Origin of the sequence: Streptomyces sp. NPDC016469, assembly GCF_040632905.1 — a bacterium.
GTDB lineage: Bacteria > Actinomycetota > Actinomycetes > Streptomycetales > Streptomycetaceae > Streptomyces.
In genome coordinates, this window is the sequence record NZ_JBEYCQ010000025.1 from 71,974 (window position 1) to 93,587 (window position 21,614).

Annotated in this window: 18 protein-coding genes; 11 read left to right on the forward strand and 7 right to left on the reverse strand. The window is 71.1% G+C overall.

The window, feature by feature from the left end; translation table 11 throughout:
• Positions 1–3: 3 nt before the first annotated feature.
• From ABZ565_RS25965 to ABZ565_RS25975, 3 genes are all read right to left on the reverse strand, one after another.
• A complete protein-coding gene (locus ABZ565_RS25965; RefSeq protein WP_361031480.1) occupies positions 4–699 on the reverse strand; it encodes a L,D-transpeptidase in 696 nt (231 codons plus the stop codon).
• A 100-nt stretch (positions 700–799) separates the two neighbouring features.
• Positions 800–3,475 carry a SpaA isopeptide-forming pilin-related protein gene (locus ABZ565_RS25970; RefSeq protein ID WP_361031483.1) on the reverse strand — a complete coding sequence of 892 codons (2,676 nt, stop codon included), beginning with the start codon at positions 3,473–3,475 and terminating at the stop codon, positions 800–802.
• Between the two features lie 301 nt (positions 3,476–3,776).
• Positions 3,777–5,012, reverse strand: coding sequence for a ThuA domain-containing protein (locus ABZ565_RS25975; RefSeq protein WP_361031486.1), 1,236 nt, complete (start codon positions 5,010–5,012; stop codon positions 3,777–3,779).
• A 402-nt stretch (positions 5,013–5,414) separates the two neighbouring features.
• Between ABZ565_RS25975 and ABZ565_RS25980 the strand changes: the two genes are divergently transcribed.
• Together ABZ565_RS25980 and ABZ565_RS25985 are read left to right on the forward strand one after the other, a co-directional pair.
• Positions 5,415–7,553, forward strand: coding sequence for an RICIN domain-containing protein (locus ABZ565_RS25980; RefSeq protein WP_361031489.1), 2,139 nt, complete (start codon positions 5,415–5,417; stop codon positions 7,551–7,553).
• Between the two features lie 16 nt (positions 7,554–7,569).
• Positions 7,570–8,961 carry a ricin-type beta-trefoil lectin domain protein gene (locus ABZ565_RS25985; protein WP_361031492.1) on the forward strand — a complete coding sequence of 464 codons (1,392 nt, stop codon included), beginning with the start codon at positions 7,570–7,572 and terminating at the stop codon, positions 8,959–8,961.
• A gap of 64 nt (positions 8,962–9,025) precedes the next feature.
• Here ABZ565_RS25985 and ABZ565_RS25990 read toward each other — a convergent pair whose 3' ends face one another.
• Together ABZ565_RS25990 and ABZ565_RS25995 are read right to left on the reverse strand one after the other, a co-directional pair.
• Complete coding sequence (locus tag ABZ565_RS25990) at positions 9,026–10,021, reverse strand: aminoglycoside phosphotransferase family protein (protein ID WP_361031495.1); 996 nt, start codon at positions 10,019–10,021, stop codon at positions 9,026–9,028.
• Positions 10,022–10,067: 46 nt separating this feature from the next.
• Positions 10,068–10,256, reverse strand: a complete 189-nt coding sequence (locus tag ABZ565_RS25995) for a DUF397 domain-containing protein (protein ID WP_361031498.1) — start codon at positions 10,254–10,256, stop codon at positions 10,068–10,070.
• Positions 10,257–10,589: 333 nt separating this feature from the next.
• Here ABZ565_RS25995 and ABZ565_RS26000 point away from each other — a divergent pair, with 333 nt between their 5' ends.
• On the forward strand, positions 10,590–11,123 hold the full coding sequence (locus tag ABZ565_RS26000) for a DinB family protein (protein ID WP_361031501.1): 534 nt from the start codon (positions 10,590–10,592) through the stop codon (positions 11,121–11,123).
• Here the strand turns inward: ABZ565_RS26000 and ABZ565_RS26005 are convergent.
• Entirely contained in the window at positions 11,098–11,391 is a 294-nt protein-coding gene (locus ABZ565_RS26005; protein ID WP_361031573.1) for a methyltransferase domain-containing protein, read from the reverse strand. The two genes, ABZ565_RS26000 and ABZ565_RS26005, sit on opposite strands and share 26 nt — an antisense overlap.
• On the opposite strand from ABZ565_RS26005, the gene ABZ565_RS26010 reads away from it, so the two are divergent.
• On the forward strand, positions 11,360–12,118 hold the full coding sequence (locus ABZ565_RS26010) for a MerR family transcriptional regulator (RefSeq protein WP_361031504.1): 759 nt from the start codon (positions 11,360–11,362) through the stop codon (positions 12,116–12,118). The genes ABZ565_RS26005 and ABZ565_RS26010 overlap by 32 nt on opposite strands.
• A gap of 27 nt (positions 12,119–12,145) precedes the next feature.
• Positions 12,146–13,468 (forward strand): AAC(3) family N-acetyltransferase, encoded by a 1,323-nt coding sequence (locus ABZ565_RS26015; protein WP_361031507.1) that lies wholly within the window; start codon positions 12,146–12,148, stop codon positions 13,466–13,468.
• Here ABZ565_RS26015 and ABZ565_RS26020 read toward each other — a convergent pair.
• Complete coding sequence (locus tag ABZ565_RS26020; protein WP_361031510.1) at positions 13,458–14,873, reverse strand: lamin tail domain-containing protein; 1,416 nt, start codon at positions 14,871–14,873, stop codon at positions 13,458–13,460. The genes ABZ565_RS26015 and ABZ565_RS26020 overlap by 11 nt on opposite strands.
• Positions 14,874–15,087: 214 nt before the next feature.
• Between ABZ565_RS26020 and ABZ565_RS26025 the strand changes: the two genes are divergently transcribed.
• The 6 genes from ABZ565_RS26025 (at position 15,088) to ABZ565_RS26050 (ending at position 21,606) form a co-directional block, all read left to right on the forward strand.
• The gene (locus tag ABZ565_RS26025) at positions 15,088–16,149 is read left to right on the forward strand and encodes a LacI family DNA-binding transcriptional regulator (RefSeq protein WP_361031513.1); all 1,062 of its coding nucleotides are present in this window, start codon (positions 15,088–15,090) and stop codon (positions 16,147–16,149) included.
• A gap of 214 nt (positions 16,150–16,363) precedes the next feature.
• Positions 16,364–17,620 (forward strand): sugar ABC transporter substrate-binding protein, encoded by a 1,257-nt coding sequence (locus ABZ565_RS26030; RefSeq protein WP_361031516.1) that lies wholly within the window; start codon positions 16,364–16,366, stop codon positions 17,618–17,620.
• Positions 17,617–18,594, forward strand: a complete 978-nt coding sequence (locus ABZ565_RS26035) for a sugar ABC transporter permease (RefSeq protein WP_361031519.1) — start codon at positions 17,617–17,619, stop codon at positions 18,592–18,594. Before ABZ565_RS26030 ends, ABZ565_RS26035 begins: the two co-directional genes overlap by 4 nt.
• Positions 18,594–19,478 carry a carbohydrate ABC transporter permease gene (locus ABZ565_RS26040; RefSeq protein WP_361031522.1) on the forward strand — a complete coding sequence of 295 codons (885 nt, stop codon included), beginning with the start codon at positions 18,594–18,596 and terminating at the stop codon, positions 19,476–19,478. Before ABZ565_RS26035 ends, ABZ565_RS26040 begins: the two co-directional genes overlap by 1 nt.
• Complete coding sequence (locus tag ABZ565_RS26045) at positions 19,475–20,188, forward strand: hypothetical protein (RefSeq protein WP_361031525.1); 714 nt, start codon at positions 19,475–19,477, stop codon at positions 20,186–20,188. The genes ABZ565_RS26040 and ABZ565_RS26045 overlap by 4 nt, the downstream gene beginning before the upstream one ends.
• Positions 20,185–21,606, forward strand: a complete 1,422-nt coding sequence (locus tag ABZ565_RS26050) for a sulfatase (protein ID WP_361031528.1) — start codon at positions 20,185–20,187, stop codon at positions 21,604–21,606. The genes ABZ565_RS26045 and ABZ565_RS26050 overlap by 4 nt, the downstream gene beginning before the upstream one ends.
• Positions 21,607–21,614 lie beyond the last annotated feature (8 nt).

Genomic DNA, 21,614 nt, shown 5'->3' on the forward strand with positions numbered 1-21,614 from the left:
CAGTCAGCCGGCGGTGCCGGGCTTCACACCCCACACATGGACGACGTCGTCGAGCGCGAGCAGGTCCCACAGCTTCGCCGCGTCGTCCACGGTGAGGTTGACGCAGCCCGCCGACCCGCCCCCGTCGTACAGGTCGCCCGGGTGTCCGTGCAGCGCCTGCCCGCCGTCGAAGAACTGGGAGTACGGCATGGGGGCGTCGTCGTAGATGTCGGAGACGTGGTCGCGGTCGCGCCAGTAGATGGTGTGCCGGCCCGGCCGCGTCTCCTCCGCGTCGCGGCCGGTACGAATGGGAACGGGCCCGAACACGACCTTCTTTCCTTTCTGCACCCACAGCAGCTGGCGGTCCATGTCGACGCAGGTCACCCGGCCGGTCTCGACGGGGCAGTGCCCGGCGGCGTTCGGATTCGGAGTGGCCTCGACCACCAGCATCGCGCGGTACGTGCCGAGGTCGGCGAGCCCGTCGGGATGCGGGCGGCCCCGCTCGGTCTGGAAGGACCGGATGGCCCGGCAGTCGGTGTCGGACTGGCGGCCGTCCACGGGCAGACCGAGGTGCTTCTCCAGCTGCCGCTGGTAGGGCCCGGCCGGCGCGGTGCACGCGGCGTCGCGGCCGGGGGACGCGGCGGAGGGAGCCGCGGTGCACAGCAGCGCCATGGCGGCCGTGGCGACGGCGGCACCGATGAGGCGGTGGGGACGGGACACGGCCGGACCTCCTGCGGGATCAACGGGAACGGTGTACTGCCGAGCCAATCAGCGAGAACGCCCGGCCGCCCACGCGTGGGCGGCCGGGCGGGTGACCGCGTCAGCCGCGAGCGGCCTTCTGCGTGTCGTCCTTGCAGTCCTTGCCCTTGCACGGCTCACCGCGGTCGTTGGCCAGCTCCACGGTGACGCCCTCCTCGCTGTTCTCCTCCGTCACCTCGAACGGCCCCGAGACGGGGTTCGCCGGCAGGACGTATCCCTCCGGTACGGCGATCTCGCGGAGGTAGTACTCACCGAGCGGCAGGTCGTCGAAGGTGCACTGTCCGTCCTGGTCGGTCGAGCAGCCCGCGTCCGCGAGGGTGTCGGGGTTCGCCCCGCCCGTCTGGAGGCCGGGCACGTCGTTGCTCTCGCGCCACAGCTCGAACACGGCCCCGGGCAGCGGCTCCCCGTTCTTCGCGTCCGTCTTGTCCAGCGTCAGCGAACCGGTCACGGGCGGTTCGGTCTCCGGGCTGTTGACGGCTTCTGCCTGGACGCCTTGGTCTGCGTTGTCCTCGGTGAGGACGAGGGGTCCGAAGACGTTGGGGTCGGGGAGTTCGTAGCCGTCGGGGGCTTCGGTTTCGCGCCAGTAGTAGGTGCCGGGGACGGTGGTTGCGGTGCAGATGCCGTTGGCGGGGGTGGTGCAGTCGGTGACGTGGGTGTCGGGGGCGGTGCCGTCGGTCTGGAGGCCGGGCACGTCGTTGGTCTCGCGCCAGAGTTCGAAGTCGGCGCCGGCGAGCGGGTCGCCGGTGTCGGCGTCGGTCTTGTGGACGCGGACCTCGCCGGTCACGGGCGGTACGGGTGTCTGGCTGTTCAGGGCCTCGGCCTGGACGCCCTGGTCTGCGTTGTCCTCGGTGAGGACGAGCGGTCCGAAGACGTTGGGGTCGGGGAGTTCGTAGCCGTCGGGGGCTTCGGTTTCGCGCCAGTAGTACGTGCCCGCGGTCGTCGTCTCGGAGCAGACGCCGTTCGCCGGGGTGGTGCAGTCGGTGACGTGGGTGTCGGGGTTGATGCCGATCGTCTGGAGGCCGGGCACGTCGTTGGTCTCGCGCCACAGTTCGAACTCGGCACCGGTCAGCGGGTCACCGGTCTCGGCGTCCGTCTTCAGCACGCTGACCGCGCCCGTCACGGGCGGGACGGGCTCCTTGGTGTTGACGGCTTCTGCCTGGATGCCGTCCTCTGCGTTGTCCTCGGTGAGGACGAGGGGTCCGAAGACGTTGGGGTCGGGGAGTTCGTAGCCGTCGGGGGCTTCGGTTTCGCGCCAGTAGTAGGTGCCGGGGACGGTGGTTGCGGTGCAGATGCCGTTGGCGGGGGTGGTGCAGTCGGTGACGTGGGTGTCGGGGGCGGTGCCGTCGGTCTGGAGGCCGGGCACGTCGTTGGTCTCGCGCCAGAGTTCGAAGTCGGCGCCGGCGAGCGGGTCGCCGGTGTCGGCGTCGGTCTTGTGGACGCGGACCTCGCCGGTCACGGGCGGTACGGGTGTCTGGCTGTTCAGGGCCTCGGCCTGGACGCCCTGGTCTGCGTTGTCCTCGGTGAGGACGAGCGGTCCGAAGACGTTGGGGTCGGGCAGTTCGTAGCCGTCGGGGGCTTCGGTCTCGCGCCAGTAGTACGTGCCCACGGTCGTCGTCTCGGAGCAGACGCCGTTGGCGGGGGTGGTGCAGTCGGTGACGTGGGTGTCGGGGTCGGTACCGTCGGTCTGGAGGCCGTCGACGCCGTTGGTCTCGCGCCACAGTTCGAACTCGGCACCGGCCAGCGGGTCACCGGTCTCGGCGTCCGTCTTCAGCACGCTCACCGCGCCCGTCACCGGCTGCGGACCGGCGCAGTCCGGGAGGTCGCCGTCGAACGGGTAGGCGTGGAACTCGACGCCTGCGTTCTCGCTGGTGTGGGTGAGCGAGCCGGTGGTGAAGAACCTGCCGTTCATGCCGGGCAGGCTCACGGTGGTCATGGACGCCTGCTCGCCCACCAGGACGCTGCCCTGCAACTGCCCGGACCCGATGAAGGATGCCGTGGTGGCGTCGGGCAGGTTCCACAGCAGCCGCTCGCGATACTGGCCCAGCGTGTCGTCCCCGCTGGTGGTGTTGATGACCCGGTTCTCCCCGATCACGTTGACCAGGACCGTCGCGCCGGCGGGGATGCCCGCGAACTCGATGGACTGGCTTCCGTTGGGGGAGTTCGGGTTGACCAGGTCGAAGTCGACGTTGAACACCTGGAGGCCGGACGTCCCGTCGCCGGTGAACAGCGTCCGGTAGCCCTCGTTGACCGCGGTCCCGGTCGGCGTCCGGGGCGTGCCGTCCGGCCGCGCGTAGCACTGGCTGGCCGCCGTCAGCTCGTCGCGCAGGCCCATGTACGGGGCGGTCGCGTCGTCGTCCTGGATGGTCCTCCCGGTGACGGTCCCGGTCAGCGTGCCCGCGTAGCGCACGGTGCCCAGCTCATCGACGAGGCCGCCCGTCGTGTCCAGGGTCTGGCCGGGGGCGATGGTCACATCCCCGCCGGCGGCCAGGAAGTCCGAGTCGACGGGCGGCGCGACGCGCGAGCCGACCCCGACGATCCCGAGGTTGTAGAGCCCGCCCGCTTCCGTGTTCTTGTTCTGGTCGAAGTCGTCGAGCACGACGACCCGGCCCTCGGCCTCCGCCGCACGCCCCCGGACGAGGAAGTCGTCGCCCACGAAGATGTTGATCGCGTCGTCCCGTCCGGCGATCGGCCCGTTGTTGACGTCGGGGAACGGGTCGGGGCAGTCGCCCGGGCACACACGGCCCGAGGCCGCCGGGCAGGGAGTCGGCGGCGGCCGGCGCGGCGCCCAGGCCGAGGGAGAAGGCGGGGACGACAGCCGCCAGGACGGCGCAGGCCGCCCCCGTGGCGCGGGCGCGCGAGCGCAGCGCGGCTAGGCGCTGGGGCATGGGTTTCATGCGGGCATCCTGGGCGGCCCGGGCACCCGCTCCGCGCGCGCGACACGAGGTGTTGCGCCATGCAGCGGGGCGGGGCCACCCGGACGGAGGGGACGGACGCGGCGGGGTCCGCCCCCTCGCCGCGACCGCCCCCGCCCGCCCCGGTCAGGCCGGGCCGGTCCAGAGCTGGTTGTCGCTGCCGTAGCAGGTCCAGAGCTGGAGCCGGGTGCCGTTGGCCGAGCTGGGCCCGGTCGCGTCCAGGCATTTCCCGGACGCGGGGTTCATCAGCTCGCCGGTGCTCCGGTGCTGCCAGACCTGCGCCCCTGAGCCGTTGCAGTCGTAGAGCTGCACCTTGGTGCCGTTCGCGGTCCCGGCCTCGGCGACGTCCAGGCACTTGCCGAGCGCCCTCAGCGTGCCGTCGGCCCCGGCCGTCCACCGCTGGGCCCCGGAGCCGTTGCAGTCGTAGAGCTGGACCGCCGTGCCGTTGGCGGAGCTCGCGCCCGCCACATCGACGCACGTGCCGCCGTAGCCGGTGATCCGGCCGGTGGCGCCGTCGGGCGGGGTGACCGGACCGTCGTCCTGCCCGGCGGCCCAGGCGATCTCCTGGAGCAGGAGGCGGTTCTGCTGGGCGCTGGCGAAGGTGGAGGAGAGGGCGGTGTCCGTCGCGTAGTCCATCGCGTTGTGGCCGAAGTTGTTGTAGACCATCCGGTAGTCGCGGTTCGACCACACGATCGGGTAATCCCCGCTGTACCAGGTCTGGTTGGGGTCGGTGCCGATGGGGAACGTCGAGGGCGCCATCGAGGCCAGGACGTCGATCGCGGGGTTCTTCCGCAGATCGTTCTGCCAGCTGTACCACTCGCTGACCGACGAGGTGATGGTGGCCGGGAGCCCCGCCGTCGCCGGGTGCCCCGGGCCGTCCACGCGCAGCGTCTCCTGCGTGGGGCCCCAGGTGTTGGACCGGAACGTGCCGGTGCCGAGGAAGGTGTTGTGGTACCAGGGCCAGTCGCTGGTGTCCGTGTTGAACGCGGACACGTGGAAGCCGACGAACCCGCCGCCGTTCCGCACGTACGACTGGAAGGCGGAGCGCTGCGAGGCGGTGTGCGGGTAGTCGTCGAGGAACATCACCACCTGGTAGCCGGTCAGTTCGCTGCTGTTGAGCCGGTTCCAGTCGGTCGTGGCGGTGTACGTGAAGCCATGGGCGGCGCCCTGCTGGGCGAACCAGGCGTTCGCCTCGTGATCGAAGCTGATGTGCGCCGCGTCGTACGTGCCGTCGTAGAAGGCCAGCACCCGGAACGTACTGGCGGCGGGTGCGGAGTAGGCCGGGGCGGCCTGCAGGCCGAGCACGAGCGCGGCCAGGGCGAGGAACCGGAGCAGGAGTGCGGTGCCGTGTCTGACGCGCATGGGGGACTCCCGAGGTGGGCGGTGGAGCGCAGCGGCCGAACAGAACCGGAGTCTGTGCGTGGACACGACAGCCCGTCAAGCTTTCTGTCAGGAAACCTTCCTGGCAGAAAATCGCGCACAACTCGAACGCTGCATGTCAGCACGGCTGACCTGCGAGTTCAGGAGGCGTACGAGGGTCCTGCGGTTTCGCGGAATCGCGGGCCGAGTGCCTACAGAAGGTGAAATGCCGACCCATGCAAGGGGCTTGACGGGTGGTCGACGACCCCTCTAGCTTCACGGCTTGAAATAAGGCGCCGGCCGAGCCTCTGTCATGTACCTGACCCCACACTCGCCACCACGGGAAGGCTCCCCATGCCTCATCCGCCCCACCGCCGCCACAGACGGCGAACCGCACCCCTGGCCATGGCGTTGTCCGCCTCGCTGGCCGCCGCCGGGGCCCTGGTCGCCCTCGGCTCGGGGACCGCCGGCGCCGCGACCCCCGGCGCCCTGACCAACACCGGCAACGGCAAGTGCCTGGACGTCACCGATGGTTCGACCGCCGACGGCACGCCCGCCCAGATGTGGACCTGCTATCCCGGCAGTCAGAACCAGAGCTGGACCCTGAACAGCGACGGCTCGCTGACCGCGAAGGGCAAGTGCCTGGACCTGGCCGCGAACAGCACGGTCAACGGCACCGCCGTCCACCTGTGGACCTGTTACGGGAGCGTCGCCACCCAGAAGTGGCGGCTGACTTCCGCCGGAGACCTGGTCAACACCGCCGCGAACAAGTGCCTGGACATCAAGGACAACAGCAACACGGACGGCGCCCGCCTCCAGATCTGGGACTGCGCGGGCACCGGGAACCAGAAGTGGAGTTTCTCCGGCGCCGTGGACCCCACCGACCCCACGAACCCGCCCACGGGCGACAACCCGGATCTCGGCCCGAACACGGTGGTCTTCGACCCGTCGATGTCCGCCTCGGCCATCCAGTCCAAGCTGAACAGCATCTTCAGCCGGCAGCAGTCCAACCAGTTCGGCGCCCAGCGCTACGCGGTCCTGTTCAAGCCGGGCACGTACAGCGCGGACGTCAACGTCGGCTTCTACACCCAGGTCGCCGGCCTCGGCCTGTCCCCGGACGCGGTGAACATCAACGGCGCCGTCCACGCCGAGGCCGACTGGTTCCAGGGCAACGCCACCCAGAACTTCTGGCGCGACGCCGAGAACCTCTCCGTCACGCCCAACGGCGGCAGCGACCGCTGGGCCGTCTCGCAGGCAGCCCCGTACCGGCGCATGCACGTGCGCGGGAACCTCAAGCTCGACGACGGCGGCTGGTCCAGCGGCGGCTTCATCTCCGACTCGAAGATCGACGGCCAGATCCAGTCGGGCAGCCAGCAGCAGTTCCTGACCAAGAACAGCTCGATGGGCTCCTGGTCCGGCTCCAACTGGAACATGGTCTTCGTCGGCGACCAGGGTGCCCCCGCCCAGTCCTTCCCGACCTACACCACCGTCGCCTCCGCCCCGGTCAACCGTGAGAAGCCCTTCCTGTACGTGGACGACGCGGGCGCCTGGAAGGTCTTCGTCCCCGCCGCGCAGACCAACGCCTCGGCCACCACCTGGAGCGGCAAGACCCAGGCGGGCTCCTCGCTGCCACTGGACGACTTCTACATCGCCAAGCCCGGCGCGAGCGCGGCCGACATGAACGCCGCCCTGGCCGCCGGCAAGAACCTCCTGGTCACCCCCGGCGTCTACCACCTCAACCAGACGCTCAACGTCACCCGCCCCGACACCGTCGTCCTCGGCATGGGCCTCGCCACGCTCATCCCGGACAACGGCATCACCGCGCTGACCACCGCCGACGTGGACGGCATCAAGATCGCCGGTATTCTGGTGGACGCCGGCACGGCCAACTCCCAGACCCTGATGCGGATCGGGCCCGACGGCTCGTCGGCGAACCACGCCGCCAACCCCGTCACGCTCAACGACGTGTTCTTCCGCATCGGCGGCGCGACCGTCGGCAAGGCCACCCAGTCGCTGGTCGTCAACACCAACAACACGATCATCGACCACACCTGGATCTGGCGCGCCGACCACGGCAACGGCGGCACGGTCGGCTGGAACACCAACACCGCCGACACCGGGCTCGTCGTCAATGGCCAGAACGTCACCGCGTACGGGCTGTTCGTGGAGCACTACCAGAAGACCCAGGTCATCTGGAACGGCAACGGCGGGCGCACGTACTTCTTCCAGAACGAGCTGCCCTACGACCCGCCCAACCAGAGCGCCTGGAAGAACGGCAGCACCAACGGCTACCCGGCGTACAAGGTCGGCGCGTCCGTGACCAGCCACGAGGCGTGGGGCCTCGGCAGCTACGCGTACTTCAACGTCAACCCGTCGGTGGTCGAGGACCACTCCTTCGAGGTGCCCCAGACCTCCGGCGTGAAGTTCCACGACATGGTGACCGTCGTCCTCGGCGGCGCCGGAACGATCAGCCACATCATCAACAGCACCGGGGCGGCCGTCACGCCCAGCAGCAACGTCGCGTACCTCACCACCTACCCGTAACCCGGAGGGACCCCCCATGCCCAGATCCCGCAGCAGACGGCTCACCGCCCTGCTCGGCGCGCTGCCCCTGGCCGCCGCCGGCCTGGTCGCCACGGCCGCCGCCCCGGCCTCCGCCGCCGCCAACCCCGGCCCCGGCTTCCCCGCGCACTACGCGGCCCCGTACGCGGAGATGTGGAACAGCCCGTCCAGCCTGATGAACGCGTACAACGCGACCGGCAACAAGTACTACACGCTCGCCTTCATCGTCAGCCAGGGCACCTGCAACGCCACCATCAACGGTGACACCCCGGTCACCGACTCCGGCTGGAACAACGCGATCAACAGCCTCCGCGCGGTCGGCGGCGACGTCATCGCCTCCTTCGGCGGCGCGAGCGGCAGCGAACTCACCTCCTGCGGCTCGGTGTCCGCGATGCAGGCCCAGTACAAGAAGGTCATCGACCAGTTCAACCTGACCCGCATCGACCTGGACATCGAGGGCAGCACCCTCGACAACACCGCAGCCAACGACCGCCGCAACCAGGCGCTGGCCAACCTCCAGAAGGATTACGCGGCCCAGGGCCGGAAGCTGGACGTCGACTTCACGCTCCCGGTCAGCCCCAGCGGCCTGGAGTCCAACGGCATCGCGCTCCTGAAGAACGCCAAGAGCCACAACCTGGACGTCAACCTGGTCAACATCATGACCATGGACTACGGCCCCGCCATGGACATGGGCCAGGCCGCCATCAGCGCCGCGAACGGCCTGCACGGCCAGCTCGGCCAGATCTGGACCGACAAGTCCTCCGCCCAGCTCTGGGCGATGGAGGGCAACTGCCCGATGATCGGCGTCAACGACACCGCCGCCGAGGTCTTCACCGTCCAGGACGCCCAGGAACTCGAAGCCTTCGCCGCGAGCAAGGGCATCCAGGAACTCACCTTCTGGTCCCTCGGCCGGGACAACCAGGGCGAGAGCGGCACCCCACAGAGCACCTGGCAGTTCACCCACACCTTCAAGGCCATCACGGGCGGCGGCGGCCCCGTCGACCCACCGGCCGGCACCACCGCCATCAAGGGCTACGGCGGCAAGTGCGTCGACGTCGCCGGAGCCAACAGCGCGAACGGCACCAAGGTCGACCTCTACACCTGCAACGGCACCTCGGCCCAGCAGTGGACCCGCAACGGCAACACCTTCCGCGCCCTGGGCAAGTGCCTCGACGTCACGGCGGCCGGCACGGCCAACGGTGCGAAGGTCCAGCTCTACGACTGCAACGGCTCCGGCGCCCAGTCCTGGACGATGGGCGCCAACGGCAGCCTGGTCAACACCGGTTCGGGCAAGTGCCTCGACGTCACCGACTGGAGCACCACGGACGGCAACCAGCTCCAGATCTGGACGTGCGGCGGCACGGCGAACCAGTCCTGGACGCTGGCCTGACGGCAGGCGCGTGACCGGGCCCGGCTGCCTGTACGAGGGGAGCCGGGCCCGGGCCCGGGCCGCGTCAGAGGGCGGCCAGCCGGGCGGTGAGGTCGCGGATCTCGCCGTAGGTCTCGGCCATCCTGTCGGCCAGGCCGAGCCGGTGGAACTCGTGCAGCAGCGCGGTGGCGTGCCTGGCCTCGTAGACCAGCGCACGCCATCGGGCGCTCTCCGTCCGTCCCACCGGGCCGTAGCTCTCCCAGAAGGCATCGCGCTCACCGCCCGGCTTGCGCAGCGCCAGATAGACCGGCCAGTCGGCCTCCGGGTCGCCCCACCAGAGCCTGTCGCAGTCGAACACACCCGTGATCAACGGCTCCGGCGCCGCCTCGGCCAGCATGGTGTTCCCCACCCAGAGGTCCCCGTGCAGCAGGCGCGGTTCGGTGACCTCGTCGAGCACGGCCCGCTCACGGCCGGCCAGCCGGACCAGCCTCGTGATGTCACGGGCATCGAGCCCGGCGTCGGTGAGGTCCGCGCACGCGTGATCGAACCAGGTGAACAGTGCCTCGCTCCACCGCCCATGTACCGGGCCGGCGACCCGGCCGAACCCCGGCCCGCGCACGCCGTGCACGGTGCGCGCGATGTCGCCCAGCTGACGGAAGTACGCAGCGCGCGCTGGTTCCGGGTACGCGGAGAGCGCCTCCCCGGCGGGCACACCGGCCAGTAAGGTCTGGAACATGTAGTCCCGGCCGATCACCTGGTGGGTGAAGTCGATCGCGAGGGTGTGCGGCAGCAGCCCCGCCACCGGCGCCAGATACGGGACCCCCGCGTGCTCGTTGCGCATCATCTCGGGATCCGCCTTGGCCTGGCGGCCCGGCTCCGGCGCGACGCGCAGCACGACGGGCCGGTCATCACCGGCCAGGTCGATCCTGTACGTGTTGTTGTAGTAGCCGCCCGCGAGCTCAGCCGCCGACAGCACGACCGCATCCTCGCCGAAGGCAGCCCGCGCGACGGCCTTGATCTCGGCCGCGCTCAGGGCCTGCTGGAACTCTCCGGGATCTCGGTCGATCGGTGCGTAGTCCATGACCGGTCGACCTTATCCGCCGAGGCGGCGCGGTACGGCTCCCGTACTACTTCGCCGTGGCGAGTCCGACGAACCCGGTCCGGGCGTCGCGCGACAGGTGGAGGAGGAGACCGGCCATGTCCTTGGAGTCACGGACGTGCACGGCTCCGGCGCTGGCTGCGACTTCGATGCACTGGCCGCCTTCGGCTCCGCTGCGGCTGCTCTTGAACCAGGTGAGGTGTTCGGCCGTGTCCATGTGCGTGACTCCAAGGACATGGAGGGGCCTGTCCTCCGCGTGTCGCCGGACCGGCGGCTCTCGTTCCACGAGGCGCAACAGCAGGTGGAAGTCCCGGAGCGCGCCCCGGTCCGACAGCCCGGATCGAGGTGACCGACACCCGGGCCGAACGCGTCCCGCCCCGCCCCGGCAAGCTCCCGGCCGCCGAGTGCCTGGCCCCACGTTGGGCCTGGTAGTCGAGGAGGCAGGCACCGGCGATGACGGTGTGGGCGGAGTACGAGGTCCCCGGGGCACGGACCGGGCCGGCGAACGGTGCCTGGCGGCCGGCGGCCGACTTGGCGCTATGTTCGCTGTATGCAGCAGCCTTCGCAGGACGAGCCCGCGCTCCTCGACGGACCGGACGTGGGCGTCGCCGATGCCCGGGACCTTCTCCTCGGCTATCTGGACTGGTACCGCAAGGCCCTGATGCGGAAGCTCGCCGGACTCCCCGACGAACTGCTTCGTACGCCTGTCGAACCCTTGGGCTGGTCGCCGCTGGGCCTGGTACAGCACTTGGGCTGGGTCGAACGCCGCTGGCTGCGGTGGGGGTTCGGCGCCGAGGACGTCACCGCCTATCCGTCCGGCGGAGACGACGAGGAGTGGACGGTTGCGGCCGACACCCCGACCGCGCAGGTGATCGCCGCGTACCAGGCGGAGGTGGCTGTCGCGCAGTCACTCGTGGCGGAGGCCATCCTGAGCGACAAGGCACGCCTCGGTGGCCGCTTCAAGACACCCGGCCAAGCGCCCGCGCTGAGCCGGATCCTCTTCCATCTCCTCCAGGAATACGCCCGCCACGTCGGCCACCTCGACATCGCGCGCGAGCTCATCGACGGGGAGACCGGCGAGTGAGGCCCCCAGCAGCCGGCCCCGGGACGGAGAAGGAGAACACCCCGCCGGGAGCGAGGACGCGCCGGATCTCCTGTACCGCCACAGCCGGATCATCGAGCAGATGGACGACGAACCCGGCAACGAGTGCGTCCGCCGCCCGGCGCGACGCCTTGCGGCTGACGTAACGGCAGCTTCTACGTTCATGGGACAGGGCCGGAAACGCCGGCCCGGTACGGCGAGAGCGCGGGGTGACGGGGATGGAGTGGCCGACCGCCGAGGTGGTGCGGATGTCCGGGGTGACCGCCCGGGCGCTGCGGCATTACGACGCGATCGGGTTGTTGCCGCCCGCCCGGACCGGGGCGGGCGGGCTCCGGTACTACGGGGAGCTTGAGCTCCTGCGGCTCCAGCAGATCCTGGTCCTGCGGGAACTGGGGCTCCGGCTGGAGGACATCGGCCGTGTCCTGGCCGAGCAGGTCGACGCGGTGGAGGCCCTGCGCGGCCACCACCGGCGGCTCCTGGCCGAACGGGACCGGCTCGACACGCTGGCCACCACCGTTTCGCGCACGATCGCCGAACTGGAACAGTCCAGGAAGGACGACGCACCCATGACCATCAACCGACCGGAGAACCTCTTCGAGGGCGTACAGCCGGACCAGTACGAGGACAGCCTGCGCGACTTCCCCGCCCACGCCGAGCGGGTCGCCCAGCACGTCGACGGAATGAGCCCCGAGGACATCGCGGCCGGCCAGCGCGACCGTACGGCCAGGATGATCCGCCTCGCCGAACTCCGGGCCGCCGGCCACGCGGCGGACTCCGCGCCCGTCCAGGCCGAGACCGAGGCCCACTACCGGCTGCTCTCCGCCCTGCGCCCGGTCACCGCCGACGAGCACTTGGCCATGGGCCGCTCCGTCGTGGACAACCCCGAATGGCGCGCGGCCTACGAGGCCATCGCGCCCGGCCTCGCCGCGTTCCAGCGCGACGCCATCGAGGTGTACACGGCGGACCGGCTCGGCTGAACGGACGCCCGTGCGAGGATCGCCGGCGTGACGAGCGACTTCGAACTGTCCATGGACGAGCTGAGGGCCGTAGCGCGCTACGCCACCGAGGCGGCGGAGGACGTCCTGCCGGAGTTCGAGAACGCACACCCCGGCGATGACCGGCCCCGGGCCGCCATCGAGGCGGCCCGGGAGTTCATCGACGGTGCGCCCAGGACCAGGCTCCAGCGCGTCACCTCGATGGACGCCCACCGTGCAGCCAAGGAGGCGGCCACGGAACCCGCCCGCCTCGCCGCGCAGGCGGCCGGCGACGCCGCGTCCGCCGCCTACCTGCACCCGATCGCGAAGGCCCACCAGGTCGCCCACATCCTGCGCGCGGCAGCCAACGCGGTCCGCATCGCGGAGATCGAGGACCCCACAGCAGGAGACCGGGCACTCGAAAGCGCCCGCGAACGGGCCACCCCCACCCTGATCGACATCCTCCGCCGCTACCCGCCCGCGCCCACCGGCAGGAGCCGCGCCGCGCAGTTCATGACCGCGCTGGACACCGCCCTCCGCGAGGGCGGGGGCAGCCCGCTCACCGGAAAGGAGCTGCGCGCCGGGTTCGAGGCGCTCGGCCTGCCCGTCGGCGCGACGGTCATCGTGCACGCCTCCCTGTCGGCATTCGGCCGCGTGGCCGGCGGCGTCGCGACGGTCCTCGGCGCGCTGCGCGACCACCTCGGCCCCCAGGGCACCCTGGTGGTGCCCGCGTTCACGGGCGACGCGGTACGTGACCCGCAGCCGGGAGCGGGAGCCGACGCGGACCGCTCGGGCGTGCCCCTGTTCCACGACCGGCTGCCCACCCTCATGGGCGCGATCCCCACCGCCGTGCTCGCCGACCCCGATCGGCTGCGCAGCTCCCACCCTCAGGCGTCGGTCGCGGCGCTGGGCCCCCTGGCCCGGGACATCACCGCCCGGCAGCCGCTGGCCTACGCGGTCGGGCGCGGCTCACCCTTCGACCGCCTGCACGACCTCGGCGCCCACATCCTGCTGCTGGGGGTGGGCCACAACCGCAACTCCTTCCTGCACTACGCCGAGTCCCTGATCCCCGACCACCGGCGCAAGCTGCGCCGCTTCCCGTACGTCGTCGACGGCGAACGCGTCTGGGTGGAAGTGCCGGACGTGGGCGACGACAACGGCCGGCAGTTTCCGGTGGTCGGCGCGGAGGCCGAGGAGGCGGGGCTGGTGCGCGTCGGTGTGATCGGTGCCGCCGAGTGCCGCCTGATGGAGAGCCGCGCCTTCATCGAGTTCGCCGCCCGACGCCTCCGGGAACGGCTGGCCGGGGAGGGGCGCGGCACCACCGGGTGCCCACCCGCACCCCTCAGCAGCTGACGCTGCCCCGCCGCAGCGCGTGCCCGCCGTCGTTCGCGTCGTCCGACCAGTACACCCGCTTGGCGCCCGCCACGCACTCGTCCGCCCCGGCCAGGGTGAAGCCCTCGTTGTTGTAATCGGGCATGCCGGTCGGGCGGTTGTACGCGGCGGCCGAGGCGAACGCCCCCGTCGCGTTGACGGCCAGGGTCTGGTGCCGGCCGTCGCACGTGTCGTCGCAGACCGCCCAGAGGCGGGACGCCTGGGACTCCCACTGGAGCTCCATCACGCCGGACAGACCGCTGCTGAAGGAGGCGATCCGGGTGTACGAGCCGGAGTCGGCCAGGACGTAGCCGTACACCATGCCCGTGCCCTCGACGCCGACGAAGAACACCCCGCCGGTGTGGGCGCCGTAGTGGGCCGGGTCGTACGCCGAGCCCGTCGACGCGTCCTTGAAGCCGGCCGCGGTCAGCGCGCTGTCCGGGATCCAAGTGACCGCTTCCAGACCGAGATTGGAGCCCGTCGACGGGAGGTCCGAGGTGAGGTTCCACTCCTTGGTGGCCGTCAGCGACGAGCCCGAACCGCTCACGTCGTACCGCAGCACCGACAGGCGGCTCGTGCCCGAGGCGTCCCCGTTGCGCTCGCTCGCGACGAAGAGCGCGCCGGCGGCCGCCGTGACCCCCTCACCGTCCGGGCTGCCGGAGCCGCCCGGGAAGCGCAGGGTCTTGCCGGAGGACCAGCCGTTCGCGGTGTCCGGCTTCCATCCGCCGGACCCGTCCCGCACCAGGCGCCACAGCTTGCCGCTGTTCTGCGCCGCCCACAGCACCCCGCCGTCCTGGTAGAGCCCGCTCAGGTCCTCGCCGAACACGTTCGAGCCGTCCGCGGTGGCGACCGAGCTGCCACCGGGCCACGCCACGGGGGACGTCGAGCCCCCACCCGTACCGCAGTCGTTCGCGGCGCCCAGCGTCACCGAGTCCGCCTGAGCGGAGGACCCCGTGCCGTCGGCACAGCGCGACCAGGACGGGTCCGAGTGCTGGCTCCAGGAGAAGCCGTCCACCTGCGTCTTGCCGTCCGCCAGATACAGCCGGGCCTGGTCCGCCGAGCCCAGCCCGAACGCGCCGCTGACGTCGAACGCCCGGAAACCACCCGGTGCCAGCGTGGTCCCGGAGGGGACCTTGTACGTGTGGGACGCGTCGTCGTCCTTCAGGATCCAGCCCGACACATCGACCGACGAGGTGCCCTTGTTGTACAGCTCGACCGAGTCGTTCACGTCGCCGGTGGTCACCACCTCGTTGATGCGCACGTCGTCGGCCGGGGCCGCGTGCGCCGCCGGCGCACCGGTCAGCGCACCGGCGGCCAGCAGCGGCGCGGCGACGAGGAAGCGGGCGAGAGCGCGGGGCCGCCATGGGCGGGGGAGCGGTGCAGTCACGGATTCCATCCTGAGGTGGTGAGGAGGTGGGCGGCCCCGACGGTCCCGGTCCCGGCCGAACGTCACGCCTACGTCCCGAAGGACGGCTCGCGAACGCCAGACGAATTCCGTTCCGCCCGGCGTCGCCGCCCACTCCGGTGAATGCGCTTCCATGAACCGCCACCGCATGTGGGAACATCTCTCCACCACAGCGGAAGAGAGGTGACGTGGCGCGATGAGTACTCCGACGGTGTACGACGTTGCCGAGCGGGCGGGGGTCTCCATCGCCACGGTGTCGCGGGTGTACCGCAGCCCGGAGTCGGTGCGCGGGGAGACCCGCGAACGCGTGCTGGCCAGCGCACGCGAACTCGGGTACGTGCCCAGCGGCAGCGCCCGCGGCCTCGCCAGCCGCTCCACCGGGGTCCTGGGCCTGTGCTACCCGGACTTCCACGACGCGGAGGCCGACAGCGTGCCCGCCGCCGACCCCGGCGAGGTCACCCTCTACTCCGACGAGGTCATCAGGGGCATGGAGCGGGCCGCGAGACGCCACGGCTACGCGCTGCTCATCGCCTCCTCGCACGCCGACGACGCGGGCGCCCGGCTCACCGAGGTCGCGGGCCGGGTGGACGGGCTCGCCGTCCTCGCCCAGGCGGTGCCCGACGAGACCCTGGAGATGGTGGCCCGGCGGGTTCCGGTCGTGCTGCTGGCGGGGGAGCCGTACGACGGCATCGACCACGTGAAGGTGGCCAACTTCGACGGGCAGTTGCAGATCACGAGGCACCTGCTCGGCCCGCACCGGCTGCGGCGGCTCGCGTTCGTCGGCGGGCCGGAGGACTCCCCGGACGGCGAGGCCCGGTTCCTCGGCTACCAGGCCGCCCACCTCGAAGCCGGCCTCCCGCTGCCCAACGCCCCCGACCTGCGGGGCGACCTCACGCAGGCCGCCGGACGCCAGGCGGTGGAGACCCTGTTCGGGGCGGCGGGGGAGGGGCCCCGGCCCCAGGGCCTGGTGTTCGCCAACGACCAGATGGCCGTCGGCGCGCTGCACGCCCTGGAGGCGCGCGGCATCGACGTGCCCGGGGACATCGCCGTGACCGGCTTCGACGGCATCCCGCTCAGCCGGCTCGTACGGCCGACGCTCACGACGGTCCGGCAGCCCATGGGCCTGCTGGGTGTGGAGGCCGTCGAGCTGCTGGTGGCCCGGCTCGCCGAGCGCGACAGACCCCCGCAGGAGCGGCTCCTGCCCGTCTCGGCGGTGCTGCGCCGCAGCTGCGGCTGCCCGGCGGACGCGTCGGCGTAGAGGCGGGGAACGGGCCCGTGCGCCCAGGTCAGGGGCGTACGCGGACCCCGCGCGCCCATTTTCGTACACGCGGCGCGAACCCCCTCACGTACGCCCTGGTCAACCCCCCGCGTTATCCAAGCGTTATCCCATCCCCCTTGAGCGATCCTGACCCGTATTGCAGAGTCCTGTATGCGCTTTCAGATAGCGCATACACAGCTCGAGGAGGAGCTCCATGGCACGCCCCGCCAAGACCGTCATAGGTATCTCCGTCGCAGTGGCCGCCGCGCTGTCCCTCACCGCCTGCGGCGGTGGCGGGGGCGCGCAGCAGTCCGCCGACGCCAAGCAGACCCTGACCGTCTGGGGCATGGGCGAGGAGGCCAAGCGGCTCGCCACGGTCGCCGAGGACTTCGAGAAGGCCAACCCGAACATCACCGTCAAGGTGACGCCGATCGGCTGGGACGTCGTCGGGCAGAAGATGACCGCCGCCGCGGCCGCCGGGGAGCTTCCCGACATGGCGCAGATGGGCTCCACGATGATGGGGCAGTACATCGCGCTCGACGTGCTGGAGCCGGTGAACACCAAGACCTTCAAGAAGTCCGACTTCTTCCCCGCCACCTGGAACAGCAACGTGGTGGACGGCACCGCCTACGGCGTCCCGTGGTACGCCGACGTACGCGGCCTCTACTACCGCACCGACCTCGCGGAGCAGGCCGGCATCGACAAGGCCCCCGTCACCTGGGACGACCACCACAAGCTCGCCGAGGCGTACAAGAAGGGCGGCGCCCAGTGGGGCACCGCGCTCCAGCCCGGCAACACCGGCGCCTGGCAGAGCTGGCTCCAGTTCCTGTACTCGGAGGGCGGCAGCCTGGTCGACGCGGACGGCAAGTCCGCGCTCGGCTCCCCCGAGGCCGTGAAGGCGTTCGAGACGTGGGGAAGCTACTTCAAGGACGGGCTCGCCAAGAAGAACTTCGTGCCCGGCGCGGACGTGGCCAAGACCTTCGCCAAGGGCGAGGAGCCGACGTTCATGTCCGGCCCCTGGATGGTCCAGAACCTCAACGAGCAGCAGCCCCAGCTGAAGGGCAAGTGGAAGACCGCCCCGCTGCCCGCGGGCCCGAAGGGATCCGTCTCCTGGGTCGGCGGCTCCTCGCTCGTGACCTTCAAGGACAGCGAGCACAAGGCCGCCGCGGAGAAGTTCACCCAGTACCTGACCACCCCCGAGACCCAGGCCGCCTGGTACGGCGCGACCAGGTCGCTGCCCGCGAACAAGGCCGCCTACGACCTGCCGGAGATCAAGGACAGCGCCGAGGCCGACAGCCTGAAGGTCTTCCGCCAGGCCCTGGACACCGGCAAGGAGATCCCGGCCCTGGAGAAGTGGAACGAGATCGCCGCCGCCATCGAGTCCACCCTGGAGAAGATCGCGCAGGGCGGTGACCCGGCCGCCGAGGCGAAGAAGCTCCAGGCGACCACGGAGGGGCTGATCTCCCGGTGAAGACCGCCGCCACCCGGGCCGGGGCCGGCCCGGACCGCGTCCCGGCCCAGGCCGGCGGCCCTCCCGGACCGCAGCAGGAGGAGCTCCGCCCCGACCGGCTCTCCCGGCAGAACCTCGCCGGCTGGCTCTACTCGACGCCCTTCCTGGCCCTCTTCCTGACCTTCATGGCGTTCCCGATCGTCGCCACGTTCGTCATGAGCTTCACCGACTTCGGGCTGCGCAACGTCACCCACCCGTTCGACGCCAACTTCGTCGGTCTGGACAACTACACCGCGCTGTTCGACGACCCGAAGTTCATGAAGGCGCTCTTCAACACCTGCTACTTCGTGGTGCTGGGCGTCCCGCTCACCATCGGCAGCGGCCTGGCCGCCGCCGTGCTGCTCAACTCCGGCATCGACCGCCTCCGCACCTTCTTCCGGGTCGGCTTCTACGTCCCCGTGGTCACCGCCATCGTCGCGGTGGCCGTCATCTGGCGGTTCGTACTCGACCCCTCGGAGGGCCTGATCGCCGGACTCGGCGCGCAGCTCGGCTTCTCCACGCCCGACTTCCTCGCCTCCAAGGCCCTCGCCATGCCCTCCCTGATCGTCATGGCGGTCTGGCGCAACATGGGCACCGCGATGGTCCTCTTCCTCGCCGGCCTCCAGGCCATCCCGGCCGAGGTCCGCGAGGCCGCCGAGCTGGACGGCGCCGGCGCCTTCCAGGAGTTCCGCCGGATCACTGTCCCCCTGCTGCGGCCCACCATGCTCTACGTCGCGGTGATGACCACCATCGGCTTCCTCAACGTCTTCGAGGAACCCTTCGTGATGACCGACGGCGGACCGGGCGACAGCACCCTCACCGTGTCGCTGCACATGTACAAGGAAGGGTTCAGCTTCTTCCACATGGGCTCCGCGAGCGCCATGGCCTACGTCCTGTTCACGATCGTCCTGGCCGTCACGCTGCTCCAGTTCCGCCTGCTGAAGGACAAGACCTGATGAGCGCCACCGACCTCCCCACCAAGAGCGCACCGGGCCGGGGGCGCACCGCCACCTCGCGCAGGCCGGGTACCTCGGCCCTCACGTACACCCTGCTCGCCCTGGGTCTGATCGTGATGGCCGCGCCCTTCCTGTGGATGGCGGTGTCCGCCTTCAAGACCCCGCAGGACCTGGGCGCCAGCCCGCCGGTCTGGATCCCCACCGAGTGGACCCTCGCGAACTTCCGCGAACTGCTCGACCTGATGGACATCGCGCGGAACTTCCTCAACTCCGCGGTGGTCGCCGTCGTGGTGACCCTCTGCAACCTGGTGTTCTGCTCGATGCTGGGCTACGCGCTCGCCAAGCTGAACTTCTTCGGCAAGCGGGGCGTGCTCGCGATCGTGCTGGGCGCCCTGATGGTGCCGGGCAACCTGATGCTGCTGCCCCAGTTCGTGATGATGAGCAGGATGGGCCTGCTCGACACCTACGCGGGGCTCATCCTGCCGTTCGCGGCGGGCGCGTTCGGGGTCTTCCTCATGCGGCAGTTCATGTCGGCGATCCCCGACGAACTCCTGGAAGCGGCCCGCATCGACGGAGCCGGCGAGTGGTACATCTTCTGGCGGATCGTGATCCCGCTGGTCAAGCCCGCCCTCGCCACCCTGACGATCTTCGTGTTCCTCGGCTCGTGGAACAACTTCCTGTGGCCGCTCGTCGCGACCAACGACCCGGACAAGTACACCCTGCCGGTCGCCCTCGCCACCTTCGCCACCGACCCCACCAAGGCCGCCGGGTCCAACGGTGTGCTGATGGCCGGCGCCTTCCTCGTGGTGCTCCCGGTCGTCGCCGTCTTCATCGCCCTCCAGCGGCACTTCACCCAGGGCATCGCGACCTCCGGCCTGAAGTGAACGGGCGCCCCGGCCTCGCCCCGGCGGGCGTACCGCCCGCGCACCGCACGGTCCTGCGGTCCCGGGACGGCACCGGCCATGTGCTGCTCGACTGGGCGCCGGCGCCGGGGACGGCCGGTTACCTCGTACTCCGGTCCGACCATTACGAGGGACCGTACGCACCCCTGTACCGGGGCCCGGTCCTCCCGCCCTACGCGGACACGCACGCCGAGCCGGGGCGCGGCTACTGGTACCGGATCGCGCCCCGCACGGCCGAGGGCCCCGAGCCGCCGCTGCCCGGCCCCGTGCGCGGCTGCGCGCTCGCCCCGGGCAGCGCCCCCGCCGGCGTACGGGTCCGGATCGACGCCGGGGCCCCGCACCACCCCGCGCACCTCACCGGCGACGGGGCCCGCGCCCTGGTGACCGCGACGGCCACCGCGCGCCACGGCACGGTCGAGGTGCGCGTGGTCAACGCCGCCGCCGACCGGCCCTGCGCCGTACCGGTCCCGGTGCTGGGCCGCCGCGTCACCGTGGAGGTCGCCGGGCTCGAACCGGGCGCGTGCTACCGGATGCGCGCCGCCGGCGACACGGGTCCCGAAGCCCTCGCGCACACCGGCCCGGACGGTCTCGTACGCACCACCCTCGACCTGCCCATGCCGGGCAGCCGCACGCTGCGGCTCGCCCGCGACCGGACCCGCCCCGCACCAGCCAAGGAGGACCCCGGGCCATGAGCACCACCGGCACCCAGGGGCAGCAGCGCCCCGGCCTCGTGTTCTTCATGACCGACGACCACGCCGTACCCGCGATCGGCGCCTACGGCAGCGTCATCAACAGGACGCCCGCCGTCGACCGGCTGGCCGCCGAGGGCATGCGTTTCGACAACGCCTTCTGCACCAACTCGATCTGCTCGCCCGCCCGCGCCTCGCTGCTGACCGGCACCTACAGCCACGTCAACGGCATGACGACGCTCGAACAGGAGGGCCAGAAGTTCGACGCCACCCAGCCCTCCTTCCCGAGCATGCTCCAGGAGGCCGGCTACCAGACCGCGATCATCGGCAAATGGCACCTGGGCCACGGCGGCAACTCCGACCCGGTCGGCTTCGACCACTGGGAGGTGCTGCCGGAGCACGGCGTCTACCACGACCCGACGTTCGTCACCCGCGACGGGGAGCGGCAGCACACCGGTTACGTCACCGACCTCATCACCGACCTCGCGCTCAACTGGCTCGACCGCCGGGACCGCGCCAAGCCCTTCGCGCTCTTCATCCAGCACAAGGCCCCGCACCGCGCCTTCGAACCCGCGGAACGCCACCGCCACCTGTACGAGGACGTGCACCCACCGGCCCCCAGCACCCTCCACGACGACTACAGCCACCGGGCGAGCGCGGCCGCCGAGGCGGAGATGCGGATGCGTGACCTGCTTCCGTCGGACCTCAGGGCACCCGTCCCCGAGGGTCTGGGCGAGCGCGAGGAACGCGAGTGGCGCTACCAGCGCTACATCAAGGAGTACCTACGGGTCATCGCGGCGCTGGACGAGAACGTCGGCCGGGTCCTGCACTACCTGGACCTCGCCGGCCTGGACCGGAACACGGCGGTCGCGTACACCTCCGACCACGGCTTCTACCTGGGCGAACACGGGTGGTTCGACAAGCGGTTCATGTACGAGCCGTCGCTGCGGATCCCGCTGGTGGTGCGGTGGCCGGGCGTCACCCCGCCGGGCAGCAGCTGCGACGAGCTCGTGATCAACGTCGACTACGCCCAGACGATCCTGGACCTGGCCGGGGTGGAAGCGCATCCACGCATGCAGGGCCGCAGCCTCGTTCCCCTGCTCAGGGGCGAACGGCCGGACGACTGGCGGCAGTCGGTGTACTACCGCTACTTCGAGCACCTGGACGTCTGCCACAACGTCCAGGCCTGCTGCGGCGTCCGCACCCACACCCACAAACTGATCCACTACCCGGGCCACGGCTCGGGACAGCCCGGCGCGAGGGACGAGTCCCGTGCCCCGGAGTGGGAGCTGTTCGACCTGGTCGCCGACCCGGACGAGCTGCACAACCGGTACGACGACCCGGAGTACCGGGACCTCGTCGCGGAGCTGACCGCCGAACTGGCCGCACTGCAAGCGCACTACGGGGACACCCCCGGCTGACGTACGGC

Excerpts from the sequence above, each read along its gene's own strand:
- ABZ565_RS25975 (WP_361031486.1), bottom strand. The coding sequence starts at position 5,012 with ATGCGCGTCAGACACGGCACCGCACTCCTGCTCCGGTTCCTCGCCCTG.
- ABZ565_RS25980 (WP_361031489.1), top strand. The coding sequence starts at position 5,415 with ATGGCGTTGTCCGCCTCGCTGGCCGCCGCCGGGGCCCTGGTCGCCCTC.
- ABZ565_RS25985 (WP_361031492.1), top strand. The coding sequence starts at position 7,570 with ATGCCCAGATCCCGCAGCAGACGGCTCACCGCCCTGCTCGGCGCGCTG.
- ABZ565_RS25990 (WP_361031495.1), bottom strand. The coding sequence starts at position 10,021 with ATGGACTACGCACCGATCGACCGAGATCCCGGAGAGTTCCAGCAGGCC.
- ABZ565_RS25995 (WP_361031498.1), bottom strand. The coding sequence starts at position 10,256 with ATGGACACGGCCGAACACCTCACCTGGTTCAAGAGCAGCCGCAGCGGA.
- ABZ565_RS26000 (WP_361031501.1), top strand. The coding sequence starts at position 10,590 with ATGCAGCAGCCTTCGCAGGACGAGCCCGCGCTCCTCGACGGACCGGAC.
- ABZ565_RS26010 (WP_361031504.1), top strand. The coding sequence starts at position 11,360 with ATGGAGTGGCCGACCGCCGAGGTGGTGCGGATGTCCGGGGTGACCGCC.
- ABZ565_RS26025 (WP_361031513.1), top strand. The coding sequence starts at position 15,088 with ATGAGTACTCCGACGGTGTACGACGTTGCCGAGCGGGCGGGGGTCTCC.
- ABZ565_RS26030 (WP_361031516.1), top strand. The coding sequence starts at position 16,364 with ATGGCACGCCCCGCCAAGACCGTCATAGGTATCTCCGTCGCAGTGGCC.
- ABZ565_RS26040 (WP_361031522.1), top strand. The coding sequence starts at position 18,594 with ATGAGCGCCACCGACCTCCCCACCAAGAGCGCACCGGGCCGGGGGCGC.
- ABZ565_RS26050 (WP_361031528.1), top strand. The coding sequence starts at position 20,185 with ATGAGCACCACCGGCACCCAGGGGCAGCAGCGCCCCGGCCTCGTGTTC.